This is a genomic window from uncultured Leifsonia sp. (genome assembly GCF_945957465.1).
Classification (GTDB): domain Bacteria; phylum Actinomycetota; class Actinomycetes; order Actinomycetales; family Microbacteriaceae; genus Leifsonia.
Map to the genome: position 1 here is coordinate 99,305 of NZ_CAMFLC010000007.1, position 14,900 is coordinate 114,204.

General features: G+C 71.1%; 15 protein-coding genes. 13 read left to right on the forward strand and 2 right to left on the reverse strand.

The window, feature by feature from the left end:
* Positions 1–33: 33 nt before the first annotated feature.
* Together uxaC and Q0Q23_RS05705 are read right to left on the reverse strand one after the other, a co-directional pair.
* Positions 34–1,449 (reverse strand): glucuronate isomerase, encoded by a 1,416-nt coding sequence (gene uxaC / locus Q0Q23_RS05700; RefSeq protein ID WP_295120706.1) that lies wholly within the window; start codon positions 1,447–1,449, stop codon positions 34–36.
* Positions 1,446–2,522 (reverse strand): LacI family DNA-binding transcriptional regulator, encoded by a 1,077-nt coding sequence (locus Q0Q23_RS05705; RefSeq protein WP_295120707.1) that lies wholly within the window; start codon positions 2,520–2,522, stop codon positions 1,446–1,448. Before Q0Q23_RS05705 ends, uxaC begins: the two co-directional genes overlap by 4 nt.
* A 146-nt stretch (positions 2,523–2,668) precedes the next feature.
* Between Q0Q23_RS05705 and Q0Q23_RS05710 the strand changes: the two genes are divergently transcribed.
* From Q0Q23_RS05710 to Q0Q23_RS05770, 13 genes are all read left to right on the forward strand, one after another.
* The gene (locus Q0Q23_RS05710) at positions 2,669–4,030 is read left to right on the forward strand and encodes an ABC transporter substrate-binding protein (protein ID WP_295120710.1); all 1,362 of its coding nucleotides are present in this window, start codon (positions 2,669–2,671) and stop codon (positions 4,028–4,030) included.
* Positions 4,031–4,043: 13 nt separating this feature from the next.
* Complete coding sequence (locus Q0Q23_RS05715) at positions 4,044–5,027, forward strand: carbohydrate ABC transporter permease (RefSeq protein WP_295120713.1); 984 nt, start codon at positions 4,044–4,046, stop codon at positions 5,025–5,027.
* A complete protein-coding gene (locus Q0Q23_RS05720) occupies positions 5,024–5,956 on the forward strand; it encodes a carbohydrate ABC transporter permease (protein WP_295120716.1) in 933 nt (310 codons plus the stop codon). Before Q0Q23_RS05715 ends, Q0Q23_RS05720 begins: the two co-directional genes overlap by 4 nt.
* Entirely contained in the window at positions 5,957–6,799 is an 843-nt protein-coding gene (locus Q0Q23_RS05725; RefSeq protein ID WP_295120719.1) for a sugar phosphate isomerase/epimerase, read from the forward strand.
* Positions 6,796–7,929: a Gfo/Idh/MocA family protein gene (locus Q0Q23_RS05730; RefSeq protein ID WP_295120721.1), complete on the forward strand. Its 1,134-nt coding sequence runs from the start codon at positions 6,796–6,798 to the stop codon at positions 7,927–7,929. The genes Q0Q23_RS05725 and Q0Q23_RS05730 overlap by 4 nt, the downstream gene beginning before the upstream one ends.
* Complete coding sequence (locus Q0Q23_RS05735; protein ID WP_295120724.1) at positions 7,926–8,789, forward strand: sugar phosphate isomerase/epimerase; 864 nt, start codon at positions 7,926–7,928, stop codon at positions 8,787–8,789. Before Q0Q23_RS05730 ends, Q0Q23_RS05735 begins: the two co-directional genes overlap by 4 nt.
* Positions 8,786–10,075, forward strand: a complete 1,290-nt coding sequence (locus Q0Q23_RS05740; protein WP_295120727.1) for a mannitol dehydrogenase family protein — start codon at positions 8,786–8,788, stop codon at positions 10,073–10,075. The genes Q0Q23_RS05735 and Q0Q23_RS05740 overlap by 4 nt, the downstream gene beginning before the upstream one ends.
* A complete protein-coding gene (manD, locus tag Q0Q23_RS05745; RefSeq protein WP_295120730.1) occupies positions 10,072–11,322 on the forward strand; it encodes a D-mannonate dehydratase ManD in 1,251 nt (416 codons plus the stop codon). Before Q0Q23_RS05740 ends, manD begins: the two co-directional genes overlap by 4 nt.
* 46 nt (positions 11,323–11,368) lie before the next feature.
* Entirely contained in the window at positions 11,369–11,869 is a 501-nt protein-coding gene (locus Q0Q23_RS05750) for a gluconokinase (protein ID WP_295120733.1), read from the forward strand.
* Between the two features lie 167 nt (positions 11,870–12,036).
* On the forward strand, positions 12,037–12,663 hold the full coding sequence (locus Q0Q23_RS05755; protein ID WP_295120736.1) for a 50S ribosomal protein L25/general stress protein Ctc: 627 nt from the start codon (positions 12,037–12,039) through the stop codon (positions 12,661–12,663).
* Between the two features lie 9 nt (positions 12,664–12,672).
* Complete coding sequence (gene pth / locus Q0Q23_RS05760; RefSeq protein ID WP_295120739.1) at positions 12,673–13,272, forward strand: aminoacyl-tRNA hydrolase; 600 nt, start codon at positions 12,673–12,675, stop codon at positions 13,270–13,272.
* Positions 13,273–13,497: 225 nt separating this feature from the next.
* Entirely contained in the window at positions 13,498–14,202 is a 705-nt protein-coding gene (locus Q0Q23_RS05765; protein WP_295120742.1) for an alpha/beta fold hydrolase, read from the forward strand.
* A complete protein-coding gene (locus tag Q0Q23_RS05770) occupies positions 14,193–14,900 on the forward strand; it encodes a 4'-phosphopantetheinyl transferase superfamily protein (RefSeq protein ID WP_295120744.1) in 708 nt (235 codons plus the stop codon). The genes Q0Q23_RS05765 and Q0Q23_RS05770 overlap by 10 nt, the downstream gene beginning before the upstream one ends.

Consider the following 14,900-nt stretch of genomic DNA (forward strand, 5'->3'; position numbering starts at 1 on the left):
GCGCTGTGGTCTCCTGTGTGACGAGAGGCGGCTTCAACCGAGCCGGAACGTCGCACGCGGGATGTCGTCGACCAGCCGCCGCGCGATCGCGAAGGCGTCTTCCTCGGCGAGCTGGTGGGTCACCACGAGCGAGGCCAGGAACGACGCGTCCACCCGGCGCGACATGTCGTGGCGGGCCGGAATCGAGCAGAAGGCACGGGTGTCGTCGATGAAGCCGCTGGTCTTCGTGAAGCCGGCGCTGTCGGTGATGGCGCGGCGGTAGCGGAGGATCGCGGAGGGGGTGTCGAGGAACCACCAGGGGGCGCCGGCGTAGACCGACGGATAGAAGCCGGCGAGCGGGGCGATCTCGCGTGAGAACGTGGTCTCGTCGACCGTGAACAGCACGAGCCGGAAGGTCGCGTTCGTGCCGAAGTCGCGCAGGATCGGCGTGAGCGGCTCGGTGAACGACCCCACGGCGGGCAGGTCGTGGCCGGTGTCGGGCCCGTAGGCCTCGAACGTCGGACGGTGGTGGTTGCGGTGCACGCCGGGGTGCAGCTGCATCACGAGCCCGTCGGACGCGGCCATCTCGGCCAGGCGGTAGAGCATGTTGCGGCGGTAGGCCACGGCCTCCGCCGGCGTGAGCGAACCGTCGAGCGCGGCGCGGTGGATGCGGGAGGCCTCCGCGTCGTCGAGCGGCTCGCTGCCGGCATCGATGACGCCGGTGTCCGTCGCCGTGCCGCCTGCGGCCGCGAACGCCGCACGGCGCACGCGCAGCGCCTCCAGCAGGCCGGCGTACCCGGAGGTGTCGACGTCGGCGCGCTCGGCGAGCGTCTGCAAGCGGCCCGCCCAGCCGGGCTCGTCCGGGTGCATGTAGCGGTCGGCGCGGAAGGTCGGGATGACGCGGCCGGTGAAGCTCGGGTCGGCCGCCAGCCGCGCGTGCGCCTCGAGGTCGTCGGCGGGGTCGTCCGTCGTGGCGAGCACGGCGATGTTGAAGCGGTCGAACAGGGCGCGCGGCCGGAACTCGGGGGCGGCCAGAGTGGCCTCCAACCGGTCGTAGAGCGCGTCGGCGTTGGCGGCGGACGGCTGCTCGGTGAGCCCGAACACCTCGCTGAACTCCGATTCGAACCAGAACCGCACCGGGGTGCCGAGGAACGCGTCCCAGTGCTCGCACAACGTGCGCCAGATCTCACGGCCGGAGGCGGAGGAGGGGACGCCGTCGCGCGCCAGGCCGAGCGCGTCGAGGGGCACTCCGACGGCGTGCAGCATCCGCGTCACGTAGTGGTCGGGCGTGATGAGCAGAGCCGCCGGGTCGGGGAACGGCTGGTCGTCGGCCAGCATCGCCGCCGGCACATGCCCGTGCGGGGAGTAGATCGGAGCATCGGCGACCGTGGCGTGCAGCCGACGCGCAAGCTCGCGCTCTGCCGGGTCGGCGGGGAGGAGGCGGTCCGGATGCGGGGCGAGCGCGGTCATCCGCGTCCTTTCGTCGGAGTGGTCTCGGTGGAGGGGGCGGGAGCCGCGCCCGTGGAGGCGCGGACCGTCAGATGGGTGGGCAGCGTCGCGGCCTGCCTGCTGACCGGAGCCGCGCTGTCGTCGAGTCGTGCGAGCAGCATCGCCACAGCCGTTCGGCCCGCCTGCTCGATGGGAGCGGTGAGCGTGGTCAAGGGAGGGTTGCAGAAGTCGGCGCCGAAGATGTCGTCGCAGCCCACGAGCGACACGTCGCCGGGGACGTCGACGCCGCGCTCGCGGAACCGGGCGAGCATGCCGATCGCGAGCAGGTCGTTGAACGCGATGCAGGCGGTCGACCCGGCGTGCATCACGGCGTCGGCGGCGGCCGCTCCGGCGTACTGGCGCGGAGCGAACGGTCCGACCCGGAGCGATTTCACGCCGTACGAGTCCGCGGCCCGCACCAGGGCACGCCAACGGCGCTCGTTCGACCACGACGTCTCCGGCCCCGCCGCATACACGATCTCGCGGTGGCCCAAGGAGACCAGGTGACCGACCGCCTGCTCGACGCCGTTCGGCGTGTCGATGAAGACGTTGGCCACTCCGCGGGTCTGGCGGTTGATGGCGACGAGCGGGACCTCCTCCGCGAGGGCGGTCAGCCGGCGGTCGGTGAGCCGGGAGGCCGCCAGGATCGCTCCGTCGAATGATGGCCGCAGCTTGTGCAGCATCCCGTCCTCCAGCTCGTCCGACTCCTCGGTGTCCACCAGGAGCTGCGTGTAGCCGGCGGCCTTGAGCTGCTGCTGGGTGCCACGGATGATGCCGAAGTAGAACGGGTTCGTGACGTCGGACACGAGGACGGCGATGCACCGGGTCCGGCCGCTGGTGAGTGCCCTGGCCTGCGAGTTCGGGATGTAGTTGAGCTCCCGTGCGGCACGCTCGATCCGCTCGCGGGTGACGGCGTTGACCCGCCCCGGATTGGACAGCGCGCGCGAGACGGTGGAGGTCGCCACGCCGCTCGCCGCAGCGACGTCCGCCAGGGTGGCGGGACGGTCCAGGGTGGCGGGACGATCCGGAGTGGACCCGCGAAGCTGAGGGCTCATGTGCCCATCACAGCACACGATGGCAAATTTTGGCAATCGGTTGCACTCGTGTTGCCACCTCCCTAGGCTCGGCCCCAGTCCTCCGGGGTGCACCGCATCCGGGGGCCACGATCCGCACATCACCGTCCTCAAGGGAGAGTCACACGATGAGATCACGTTTCGCGCTGGCAGCAGTCGCGGGCATCGCCGCGGCAGGCCTGGTCCTGACCGGGTGCTCGGGCACCAGCGGCAGCAGCAGCACCTCCTCCAGCGGCAAGGTCGACGGCACCGGCAAGACCCTCGACGTCATGATCGCCGCCAACGCGCTCTATCCCACCGAGCAGCAGCAGTGGTTCAAGGACGTCTCGGCACAGTTCCAGAAGGAGACCGGCGCCACAGTCAAGTTCGAGACGTTCGCCTCCGCCAACGACGAGCTGACCAAGATCCAGACCTCGGTGCTCAGCGGCCAGGGTCCGGACATCTACGACCTCGGCACGACGTTCACACCGACCGCCTACTCCACCGGAGCCTTCGTCAAGCTGACCGACGCCGACTGGGCGAAAGTCGGCGGCCGCGACCGGTTCGTCCCCGCCACCCTCGGCATCTCCGGGCCGGACGCGAAGAACGAGGTCGGCATCCCCTTCCTCAGCCGTCCGTTCGTGATGGCCTACAACAAAGACCTCCTGGCGGCCGCCGGGATCGACAAGCCGGCGACGACCTGGGACGGCCTCGCCGAGCAGGCGAAGAAACTCACCTCCGGCGATGTCCACGGCATGGCGATCGCGTACGCCGACGGTTACGACCCGTGGAAGTTCGTCTGGGCGATGGCGATGCAGCAGGGCAACACCATCCTCGACATCCCGAGCAAGAAGGCGATGATCGACGACGCCGCGGTCAAGAAGGCCTACGAGACCTACTTCGGCTGGCTGACCGACGACAAGGTGGTCGACCCGGCCGCCATCGGCTGGAAGAACGCGCAGGCGGTCGCCGCCTTCGCGAACGGCAAGGCCGCGTTCCTGCCGATGGTCTCCTCCTCGTCGCAGGTGTCGCTCGACAAGTCGCCGATGGCGGGCAAGTACGCGTACGCGGTCATGCCGACCGTTCCTCCGGGGGCGACGAAGCTGCCGAGCGACGGCAAGGCCGCCGCGACGATCATCTCGGGCGACAACATCGTGGTCGCCAAGTACTCCAAGAACCAGGATCTCGCCTTCGCCCTGGTGAAGATGCTCACGAGCGCCGACAACCAGGTGAAGTACACCAAGACCTTCGGCGACCTGCCGACGAACGCCGACGCGGCCAAGCAGGTCGAGCAGGGCAACCAGCTCATCGCGCCGATCCTCGACGCGGGGACCAAGGCCTACGGCACCCCCTTCACGGGCGCCTGGGGCGACACCCAGCTCGCGCTCGTGAACGTCGTGGTCCAGTCCATCCCGGCGTTGTCCTCCGGCACGGTTTCGTCGTCGGACCTCGAAGCGAAGCTCAAGGCCGCGCAGAGCACCGCGCAGAACGCGCTCGACAAGGCGAAGTGACGCGAGGCCGCTGATGTCGAACTCCACGCTGACCCCGCCCCCGGGTGCGGTCGTGACCGGCGCGTCGCCCGCGGGGACCACCCCCGCGGGCGGCCGCCCGGCCAGGCGCCGCCGGCACGGCGAGCGCAACCGGCCGCTCTGGATGCTGCTGCCCGGCGGCGTCCTGATGCTCCTCATCATCGTGGTGCCGCTGATCGTCGCCGTGGTGATGTCGACCCTCGACCTCGACCAGTACACGCTGCAGAGCTGGCTGCAGGCCCCGTTCATCGGACTCGGCAACTATGTGGAGGCCGTCACGGCCTCCCCGCTGCTGCGCTCGATCGGGATCAGCGTCTCGTTCGCGGTGATCGCGGCGGTGGTGACCATGCCGATCGGGCTGGCCGCCGCGCTCGCGACCCAGAACCGCTTCCGCGGCCGCGCGCTGGTGCGGTCGCTGTTCCTCATCCCCTACGTGCTGCCCGCGTTCGTGGTCGGCACGCTGTGGCGCACCATGCTGCAGCCGGGAGGTGTCGTCGACGCCACTCTCGGCGCGGTCGGCATCCACAGCGGGCTCTGGCTCAACGGACCGCTCAGCTTCTGGGCGCTGATCATCGTGCAGATCTGGACGTCGTGGCCGTTCTTCTACCTGCTCGTGCTCGCCGGCCTCCAGTCGGTCGACCACGAGGTGCACGAAGCCGCGGCGATCGACGGCGCGACCTGGGGGATCAAGCTGCGTTACGTGGTGCTGCCGTACCTGCGCGGGCCGATCTTCCTGGCGCTGATCATCGCGCTTCTGCACAACATCAACGCGTTCTCGCTGCCGTTCGTGCTGTTCGGCGTTCCCGCTCCGCAGGACGTGGACGTCCTGCCGGTGCTCACCTACGTGACCAGCTTCCAGAGCTTCCGGTTCGGGCTCAGCGCGGCGATGGCGATCTGCTCGCTCGTGCTCATCGCAATCCCGTTGTTCATCTATCTTCGAGCGGTCAAGCTCGACTCCGGAGAGGAGGAGCAGCGATGACCACCGCCACCCGCTCCCTGCACGCCGTGTCGCCCCGCGACGCCCGCCGTGCCGCACGACCCGGTCGCGGGCCCTCCGCCGACGTCACCCGGCTGCTGCCGCGCCCGCTCCTGGTCGCGATCATCACCGTCCTGCTGGTCATCGTGCTCGGCCCGGTGCTGTACATGCTGTTCGCGTCCGTCAACTCCGACGTGTCGGTGGCGGCCGGGGCGTTCTTCCCGACCGAGCTGCACTTCGACAACTACCTCAAGGTGTGGAGCACGGTCGACCTCGGCACCGGCCTCATGAACAGCGTCATCATCTGCGGCGCGGTCGCGATCGTCTGCGCGTTCCTCGCGGTCGCCACCGCGTACGTGCTCGTGCGGTACGAGTTCCGCGGCCGGCTGACCTTCCTGCGCGGCCTGCTCGGTCTCCAGTCGATCCCCGGCACGCTCATGCTGCTGCCGGTGTTCGTGCTGTTCTCGTCGACCGCGTCGCTCCTCGGCGTCCAGATCATCGGGACCCGATGGGCGGTGTTCATCACCTACCTGACCTTCGCGTTGCCGTTCTCGACCTGGGTGATGGTGACCTACCTGCGCGGCCTGCCCAAGGCGCTGGAGGAGGCCGCGCGCATCGACGGTGCCTCGTCGTGGCGCATCCTGACGCAGATCGTCATGCCGCTGAGCTGGCCGGGGATCGTCGTGTCGGGCATCTTCGCCTTCCTGCTCGGCTGGAACGATGTGCTGTTCGCGTCGGTCCTGACCAACCCCGAGTCGCGCACCGCCGCCGTCGCGCTGCAGGTGTTCGGCGCCACGCAGGAGGGCGGAGCGATCCCGCTCTACGGGCAGATGATGGCGGCGTCGCTGATCTGCGCCGTGCCCGTCGTGGTCCTGTATCTCGTTTTCCAGCGCTACCTGATCGGTGGCCTCACCAGCGGAGGAGTGAAGTAAGTGTCAGAAACAACCTGGGCCCTCTCCGGGTTCGGCGACGAGATCGACCCCGACCCGGCCGTGCAGGTCGCGGTGCTGCAGGCGCTCGGCGCGAACCACATCGAGGTGCGCAGCGCCTGGGGCGTCAACATCGTCGACCTCGACGACGAGCAGCTCGACCGCCTGGCCGAGGTCTTCGCCGAGCGGGGAATGCAGGTATCGGCCATCGCGTCGCCGATCGGCAAGGTCGACGTCGCGCTCCCCGTGCAGCACGAGGTCGACCGGCTGGGCCGCGCGATCGCGGCGGCGAAGCGGCTCGACACCCGCTACATCCGCCTGTTCTCGTTCTACCGCGCCGAGGGCGTCCCGGTCGAGAGCATCCGCGACGACGTGATCGAGCGCATGCGCGCCCTCGCCGCGGCGGCCGAGGAAGCCGGAGTGGTGCTGCTGCACGAGAACGAGAAGGACATCTACGGCGACACCCCGGAGCGCTGCCTCGACATCGTCGAGTCGGTCGGCTCGCCGGCCCTGCGGCTCGCCTGGGACAGCGCCAACTTCGTGCAGGTGGGCGTGGCCGCACCGTTCGACGACGGGTACGCGATGCTGCGCCCGCACCTGGAGTACCTGCAGGTGAAGGACGCGCTGGCGGCGACCTCCGAGGTCACCCCGGCCGGCGAGGGCGACGGCCAGCTGCTGCAGACCCTCACCGCCCTGCGCGACGACGGCTACACCGGTTTCGCCTCGCTCGAACCGCACCTCACCGACGTGAACGCCCTCGGCGGCTTCTCCGGGCCCGCGGCGTTCGGCGTCGCCGGCCGCGCCTTCCGCCGCCTGACCGACCAGATCGGAGTCACCCTCGCATGACCGCTTCCTCCACCCTGCCCCTGCGCGTGGCCATCGTCGGCTGCGGCATCATCGGCCTCAACCACGCCCGCGCGATCCTGAAGCACCCCGACCTGGCGATCACCGCGCTCGTGGATGCCGTGCCCGCCGCAGCCACCGGCCTCGCCGACCAGCTGGTCTCCGAGCACGGCGCCGAGCGTCCCGCCGAGTTCGCGTCGCTCACGGCCGCGCTCGCCGGAGCGCCGATCGACGTCGTCGTCATCTGCACACCGAGCGGCCTGCACGTCGTGCTCGCCGAGGAGGCGCTCGCCGCGGGCAAGCACGTCGTCATCGAGAAGCCGCTCGACGTCTCGCTGCCGCGCGCGCGGAAGATCCTCGCGCTGTCGCGCCGGGCCGAGGCCGACGGGCTCGTGGTCTCCGTGATCAGCCAGCACCGCTTCGACCCGGCCTCCCGTGTCGTCGCGGACGCCGCGCACTCCGGGGCGTTCGGCCGGCTGACCAGCGGCATCGCCTCCGTCGCCTGGTGGCGCAGCCAGGAGTACTACGACTCGGGCCAGTGGCGCGGCACCTGGGAGCTCGACGGCGGGGGAGCCGTGATGAACCAGGGCGTGCACACGGTCGACCTCCTGGTCTGGTTCCTCGGCACGCCGGTCGAGATCGACGCCCGCACCGCACTCCTCGCGCACGAGCGGGTCGAGATCGAGGATGTCGCGGTCGCGACCATCCGGTTCGAGTCGGGCGCCCTCGCCGTCCTGCACGCCACGACCGCCGCCTATCCCGGACTGTCGGTGCGGGTGCAGGTGCACGGCGACCGCGGGTCGGCGATCATCGACGACGACCAGCTCGAATACTTCGCGACCGCCGAGACCGACGGCGATCGCGCCGCCGACATGGTGCCGGCGAGCGAGCTGCGCGGCGCCGACCGCGGCCCCGAGCAGTTCGTGATCGGCCACCTCCGGCAGTACGAGGACATCGTCGACGCCATCCGCGAAAACCGTGCCCCCGGTGTCACCGTCGCCGACGCATTCCTCTCGCTCGCCGTCGTGCGGGCCGTGTATCTCTCGGCGACGCTCGGCCGGCCGGTGCTGCTGGACGACGTGCTCGACGGCTCCCTCGACGACGTCGTCGTCACGACGGGGGTGAACGCATGAAGTTCTCCGTCTTCACCGCCTCGACCCCCGACTGGGCTCCCGACGAGGCCGTGCGGAACATCGCGGCCCAGGGCTGGGACGGCATCGAGTGGCGCATCGTCGACCAGGAGGCCGTCGCCGAGCCGGGCTTCTGGGCGGGCAATCGCGCGACCTGGCCGCTCACCGGGCTGGAGGAGTCGCTCCCCGAGATCGCCCGGCTGACCCGGGAGGCCGGACTCGAGTTCTCGGGCATCGGCGGCTATGCGCGCTGCGACGACCACGAGAACGTCGACCGGATGCTCGCGGCGACAGCGACGCTCGGGGCACGGCAGGTGCGGGTCACAATGCCGCGCACCGACGCCGGCGACTACCGCGAGCTCTTCGCCGGGGCCCGACGCGACCTGGAGCGCGCGGCGACCGTCGCGGCCTCCCTCGGCGTGAAGGCGCTCGTCGAGCTGCACCACGAGACGATCACGGCGTCCGCGTCCGCCGCGTTCCGCCTGCTCGACGGGCTCGACCCGGCGGCCGTCGGCGTCATCCACGACCTCGGCAACCTGGTGATCGAAGGACAGGAGCGCACGCTTTCGGCCCTCCAGCTGCTCGGGCCGTACCTCGCGCACGTCCACGTGAAGAACGTCGCCTGGCTGCCGGGGGAGCCCGAGGCCGACGGCACGGTCCGCTGGCGTCACGAGTGGGCGCCGCTGCGCACCGGCACCGGCGACGTGGACGGTTACTTCCGCGCCCTGCACGAGTTCGGCTATGACGGGTGGGTGACCAGCGAGGACTTCTCGACCGAGCTGCCGCTCGTCGATCGCACCGCGGACGACCTCGCGTACCTGCGGGCGGTCGAGTCCCGGACCCGCGCCGCGGTGGCGGCATGACCGTTCCTTCCCGGTCGGTGCGTCGCCCGGTACGGGCGGCACACCTCGGTCTCGGGGCGTTCCACCGCGCCCATCAGGCGTGGTTCACGCAGCTCGCCGGCGACGGCTCCGGCATCGCGGCCTTCACCGGGCGCAGTGCGGAGGCTGCGCGAGTGCTCGCGGCACAGGACGCGGTCTACACACTCCTCGAGCGCGGGCCGGAGGGGGACAGCGCCACGCTCATCGAGTCGCTGAGCGAGGTCCACGACGGCGCCGACCTCGACGCCTGGCGACGGGTGCTCGCCGACCCGGAGGTCGGCGTGCTGACCCTCACGGTCACGGAGGCCGGTTACCGTCCCGGCTCGTCGGCCCCCGCGCGCGTGCTCGACGGGCTCCGGGCGCGCCGGGCGGCGGGCGCCGGCGGCATCGCGGTCATCAGCTGCGACAACCTCCCGGACAACGGTCGCGTCATCCGTGACGCGGTGCTCGCGCTCGTCGAGCCGGGCTCCGACCTGGAGGGCTGGATCCGCACCGAGGTGTCGTTCGTGTCATCGATGGTCGACCGGATCACCCCGGCGACCACGGACGCCGACCGCGACGCCGTCCTCCGCCTCACCGGCTGGGACGACGCGGCGCCGGTGGTGACCGAGCCGTTCGCCGAATGGGTGCTCGCCGGTGCGTTCCCCGCGGGCCGGCCCGCCTGGGAGGCGGCGGGCGCGCAGTTCGTCGACGATATCGCTCCCTACGAGCGCCGAAAGCTCTGGCTGCTCAACGCCGGACACTCGCTGCTCGCCTACCACGGACTCGCCGCCGGGCATCAAACCGTCGCCGAGGCGGTCGCCGACCCGGCGCTCGCCGCGGAGCTCGAGCGTCTCTGGGAGGAGCAGCGCACCGAGCTGCCGTTCGACGCCGCGACGGTGGACGAAGCGCTCGCCGCCCTCCGTGCCCGGTTCGGCAACGCGCGCATCGAGCACCGGCTCGCCCAGATCGGCACCGACGGCTCGCAGAAGCTCGGACCGCGCATCCTCGACCCGCTGCGCAGCAGACTCGCCTCCGGACGTGCGCCGGGCGATGCCCAGCTCGGCGTCCTCGCCGCCTGGGCCGGCCACCTCGTCGGACCGGACGTCCGCGACCCCGGCGCCGCCGCGCTGGTCGAGCGGCTGCGGGAGGCGACCGCGCCGCGCGAGCGCGCCGCCGCCGTCCTCGAGTCACTCGCCGCGCTGTCCCCCGACAAGCCCGACCTCACCGACCTCACCGACCCTCTCGCCGAACGGATCGCCGCCCGGCAGCAAGGAGCACACGCATGAGAATCACCGCAGCGGACGTCCTCGTCTCGAGCCCCGGCCGCAACTTCGTCACCCTGCGCATCACGACGGACGACGGGGTCACCGGGCTCGGCGACGCCACGCTCAACGGCCGTGAGCTCGCCGTCGCCGCCTACCTGAGCGAGCACGTCGTGCCGCTTCTGATCGGGCGGGACGCGCACGCCATCGAGGACACCTGGCAGTACCTGTACCGGGGCGCGTACTGGCGGCGCGGACCGGTCACCATGGCCTCCATCGCCGCCGTCGACACCGCGCTCTGGGACATCAAGGCGAAGGTCGCCGGCCTCCCGCTCTACCAGCTGCTGGGCGGCCGCAGCCGCGAGGGCCTGCTGGTCTACGGACACGCCTCCGGCGCCGAGCTCCCGGAGCTGTTCGACTCCATCAACGAGCACCTGGAGGAGGGGTATCGGGCGGTGCGCGTGCAGACCGGCATCCCCGGTCTGCCGTCGGTGTACGGGGTGGCGTCGAGCAAGAACGCCGCCGCGGGAGCGGGGACGGGCTCCGACGCCCGCTACGACTACGAACCCGCTCGTCGCAGCGCCGTACCGGTGGAGGAGACCTGGGACACCCGGGCCTACCTGCGGCACGCCCCGACCGTCTTCGAAGCCGTGCGCAACGAGTTCGGCCCGGAGCTGCCGCTGCTGCACGACGCGCACCACCGGCTGACGCCGATCCAGGCGGCGAAGCTCGGCAAGTCTCTGGAGCCGTACGACCTGTTCTGGCTCGAAGACGTCACTCCGGCCGAGAACCAGGCCGTGCTGCGCCGCGTGCGCGAACACACGACGACGCCGCTCGCGATCGGCGAGGTGTTCAACACAATCTGGGATTACCGCGAGCTGTTCGAGGAGCAGCTGATCGACTACGTGCGTTCTCCCGTCACCCACGCCGGAGGCATCACCGGGCTGCGCCGGATCTTCGACTACGCCGCCGTGTATCAGATCAAGTCCGGCGTGCACGGGCCGACCGATGTCTCTCCCGTCGGACTGGCGGCGGCCGTCCACCTGGGAATCGCCATCCCGAACTTCGGCATCCAGGAGTACATGCAGCACAGCCCGGCCACGCACGAGGTCTTCCGGACGACCTACACGTTCGAGGACGGCATGCTCAAGCCCGGCGAGGCCCCCGGCCTCGGCGTCGACTACGACGACGTCGTCGCCGGCTCCTTCCCCTACGAGGCCGCCTACCTTCCCGTCAACCGCCTGCTCGACGGCTCGATGCACGACTGGTGAGCGTCGCCGGGCCGCAGAATAGAGCACGGGAACGGGAGGTGTGCGCGTGGGCGTGCGAGTGGTCGTGATGGGAGTGTCGGGTTCCGGCAAATCGACGGTCGGGCGGGTGGTGGCCGACGCGCTCGGTGCGTCGTTCGTCGACGGCGACGACCTCCACCCGGCGGCCAACGTCGCGAAGATGGCCGCCGGGATCCCGCTCACCGACGCCGACCGTGAGCCCTGGCTCCGAGCGGTGGGCCGCACTCTCGCCGATGGCGATGATACGGGCGTGGTCGTCGCCTGCTCCGCGCTCAAGCGCTCCTACCGCGACCTGATCCGCGCCGAGGCTCCCGGAACGGTGTTCGCGGAGCTCGACGGGCCTCGCGAGCTCCTTCAGGAGCGGATGATCCGGCCCGGCCACTTCATGCCGGCCTCCCTGCTCGACTCGCAGCTCGCAACCCTGGAGCCGCTGCAGGCCGACGAGGCCGGCCTCCGTCTCGACATCGCGGAATCGCCTGCCGAGCTCGCCGCCGCCATCGTGGATCGCGTCGGCCGCCGCGTCGGGTAGACTGGGCCACTGAACTTCGGCGAGGGATGCGCCACGCATCCGTTATCGACGCGGTGGAGCAGGCTACGCAGTCTTTCCTCGCGCACTTCGATGCGCTCGAGTCGAACACCCAACACTGCGAGCCCCTCGGCTCGCCTGACAGCCGGCACCGCCGGCGAGGAGGCATCATGGCTGACGAGTCCAACACGGTCGCCGCGGAAGTCCGCGACAGCTTCGGCAAGGGCGCTGCCCGCAAGATCCGCGCCGCGGGCAAGATCCCCGCGGTCATCTACGGCCACGGCACCGACCCCGTCCACATCACCGTCCCGGCGCACCAGGTGGGCCTGCTGCTCCGCAAGGCGAACGCCGTCCTCGACCTCGACATCGAGGGCACGAGCCAGCTCGCCCTGGTCAAGGACGTCCAGAAGGACCCGGTGCTCCAGATCATCGAGCACCTCGACCTGCTGGTCGTGCGCCGCGGCGAGAAGGTCCAGGTCGAGGTGCCCGTGCACGTCGAGGGCGAGCCGTTCTCCGGCACCATCGCCGTGCTCGACATCCCGACCATCAAGTTCGAGGTCGAGGCCACCCACATCCCCGAGCGCATCGTCATCGACGTCACCGACGCCGAGGAGGGCACGCAGTACCACGCCAAGGACTTCGTGCTTCCGACCGGCGCGGTGCTCGCCGAGGACGAGGACCTCCTGATCCTCAACATCGTCGTTCCCGCCGCCGCGCGCGCCGACGAGGAGGAGGCTGCTGGGGAGGCCGCCGCCGAGGAGGCCGCCGAGGGCGCCGCCGCCGAGTCCGCGGAGTAAGCATCTCCCATGGCCGATCCTCAGCAGCAGGAGGGCCCTTGGCTCGTGGTCGGGCTCGGGAACCCCGGGCCCGGCTACGCCGCCACACGTCACAACGTGGGCCAGCTGGTGCTCGACGAGCTCGCCTCGCGCGGACGTCTGACCTTCAAGACGCACAAGACGAACGCCACGGTCGCCGAGGGGCGTCTCGCCCCCGGCGGGCCGCGGTTCATCCTGGCCAAGCCCAACACGTACATGAACGTGTCGGGGGGGCCGGTGTCGCAGCTGCTCCGGTTCTACTCGCTCGAACCGTCGCAGCTGATCGTCGTGCAGGATGAGCTGGACATCCCGTTCGACACCCTCAAGCTCAAGTTCGGCGGGGGTCACGGCGGACACAACGGCGTGCGCGACGTCATCGCCGCGACCGGCACCGGCGACTTCACGCGGGTGCGCGTCGGCGTCGGCCGGCCTCCCGGTTCGCGTGCGGCAGCCGACCATGTGCTCGCCGGCTTCAGCGCGACCGAGCGTAAGACCCTGCCCATCCTGGTGGCCGATGCGGCCGATGCCGTCGAGCAGATCGCGGCCGAGGGCCTCACGGCCGCCCAGAACCGGTTCCACACCGAGCGCTGACGCGTCACGGTCGACCGCCGAGGGGTGCCTGAAGGCCCCTGAAACCCCGTTTTAGGGGCCTTTGCGCCCCCCCTCGATCGGGTTCTGCGGGCGACGGGTGCGAGCGTGTCCGGCCGTTCGGGGTGAGATGCGAGGTGTCCTCACCGTCGACTCACGTCGGACACTCAGCCGGAGCGAGGCGGACGTACTGCGCCGCCCCAGTTCCACGGGGTACCGTCTCGGTCCATGAAGTTGTACACGCGCGAGTGGGGCACCGGCGACCGCTACGCGGTCCTGGTCCACGGCGTCATGTCGGACTCGCGCAACTGGCGGCGGGTCGGGCCGGTGCTCGCCGAGCGCGGCTACCACGTCGTCGCCGTCGATCTGCGCGGTCACGGTCACAGCCCGCGCGCGGCGGAGTACACGGCCGAGCTGATGGCGGAGGACATCCTCGACACCGTTCCGTATGCTCCCGAACTGGTGATGGGGCACTCGCTCGGCGGCCTCACGGTGAGCCTCGCGGTCGACCGGCTCCATCCCGAACGCGCCGTCTACGTCGATCCCGCCTTCTCCTGCCCGGCCGCGAACTGGCTCCAGCTCAAGCTCGCACCCGCGTTCCTCCGCACGCTCGCGCGGCAGTCGGCGGCGAAGATCGCCAAGCGCAACCCGCGCTGGGATCCGGTCGATGTCGCGATCGAGCGCGAGACGTTCGAGTCCTTCCACCGTGCGGCGATCCCCGCGGTGCTCGCCCCGAGCGTGATGCGGGCGCCGGAGCACATGGCGGTACCGTCACTGGTGATCCTGGCCGACAACTCCTACCTGGTGAAGCCGCAGGTCGCCGACCGCCTGCGCGCGACCGGCTTCGACGTGCGCGTTGTCGCGGGCAGCGGTCACGTCATCAACCGCGACGACCACGACGGGTTCATGCGGGCGCTGGAGGGGTGGATCTGAGCACTGTCGTCGTCGCGACGACCCGGGAGGTCCTCGCGCAGCTGCCGCCAGGCCCGCTGAGCGCGCCGGCGGAGGCGCGGCGTCGCACCCTGCGGTCGCCGTCCGACCGTGACGACTTCGTGGCCGCCCGGCTCCTCGCGGCGCGGCTGCTGCGGGAGGCAGGGGTGGGCGACGTCGCGCCGGCCGATCTGGGTCAGAGCTGCGACGTGTGCGGAGGGGAGCACGGCCGCCCGGTCCCGCTGTCCGGACTCCACGTGAGCTGGTCCCATTCGCACGGCTGGGTCGCGGCCGGTGTCTCGGCCGCTCGCCTCGGCGTCGATGTGGAGGCGGAGGTGGGCGCAGGCGTCGCGGCTGACGCGGGCGGCGGCCTCCCGAAAGAGGCTCTGACCGGCACCGAGCGGGCGTTCGTCGCGCAGGCGCCCGACGCCGCGCGCACCTTCCGACTGGCGTGGACGGCGAAGGAGGCCTGCGTCAAGGCCGGGGCGGCGCAGCTCGACCGCATCGGGGAGTTCGACGTGCTCGCCGGGCCGGATCGGCTGCTGCCTTCGACCGGGGCGCTGCTGTTGAGCGCCCACCGGTTGCGCGGGGCGACGGCGGCGGCCGCCTCTGCGTCGCGGCCGACCTGGCACACGCTGGGGCGCGATGGAGCGCTCGTTCCGCTGCCCGGCTCCGGTCGCGCTGTCGGAACCCCCGCGTAG

Coding starts and splice junctions, on each gene's coding strand:
- Q0Q23_RS05730 (WP_295120721.1), top strand. CDS start 6,796: ATGACCGCTTCCTCCACCCTGCCCCTGCGCGTGGCCATCGTCGGCTGC.
- Q0Q23_RS05755 (WP_295120736.1), top strand. CDS start 12,037: ATGGCTGACGAGTCCAACACGGTCGCCGCGGAAGTCCGCGACAGCTTC.
- Q0Q23_RS05720 (WP_295120716.1), top strand. CDS start 5,024: ATGACCACCGCCACCCGCTCCCTGCACGCCGTGTCGCCCCGCGACGCC.
- Q0Q23_RS05735 (WP_295120724.1), top strand. CDS start 7,926: ATGAAGTTCTCCGTCTTCACCGCCTCGACCCCCGACTGGGCTCCCGAC.
- uxaC (WP_295120706.1), bottom strand. CDS start 1,449: ATGACCGCGCTCGCCCCGCATCCGGACCGCCTCCTCCCCGCCGACCCG.
- Q0Q23_RS05765 (WP_295120742.1), top strand. CDS start 13,498: ATGAAGTTGTACACGCGCGAGTGGGGCACCGGCGACCGCTACGCGGTC.
- Q0Q23_RS05710 (WP_295120710.1), top strand. CDS start 2,669: ATGAGATCACGTTTCGCGCTGGCAGCAGTCGCGGGCATCGCCGCGGCA.
- manD (WP_295120730.1), top strand. CDS start 10,072: ATGAGAATCACCGCAGCGGACGTCCTCGTCTCGAGCCCCGGCCGCAAC.
- Q0Q23_RS05740 (WP_295120727.1), top strand. CDS start 8,786: ATGACCGTTCCTTCCCGGTCGGTGCGTCGCCCGGTACGGGCGGCACAC.
- pth (WP_295120739.1), top strand. CDS start 12,673: ATGGCCGATCCTCAGCAGCAGGAGGGCCCTTGGCTCGTGGTCGGGCTC.
- Q0Q23_RS05705 (WP_295120707.1), bottom strand. CDS start 2,522: ATGAGCCCTCAGCTTCGCGGGTCCACTCCGGATCGTCCCGCCACCCTG.
- Q0Q23_RS05715 (WP_295120713.1), top strand. CDS start 4,044: ATGTCGAACTCCACGCTGACCCCGCCCCCGGGTGCGGTCGTGACCGGC.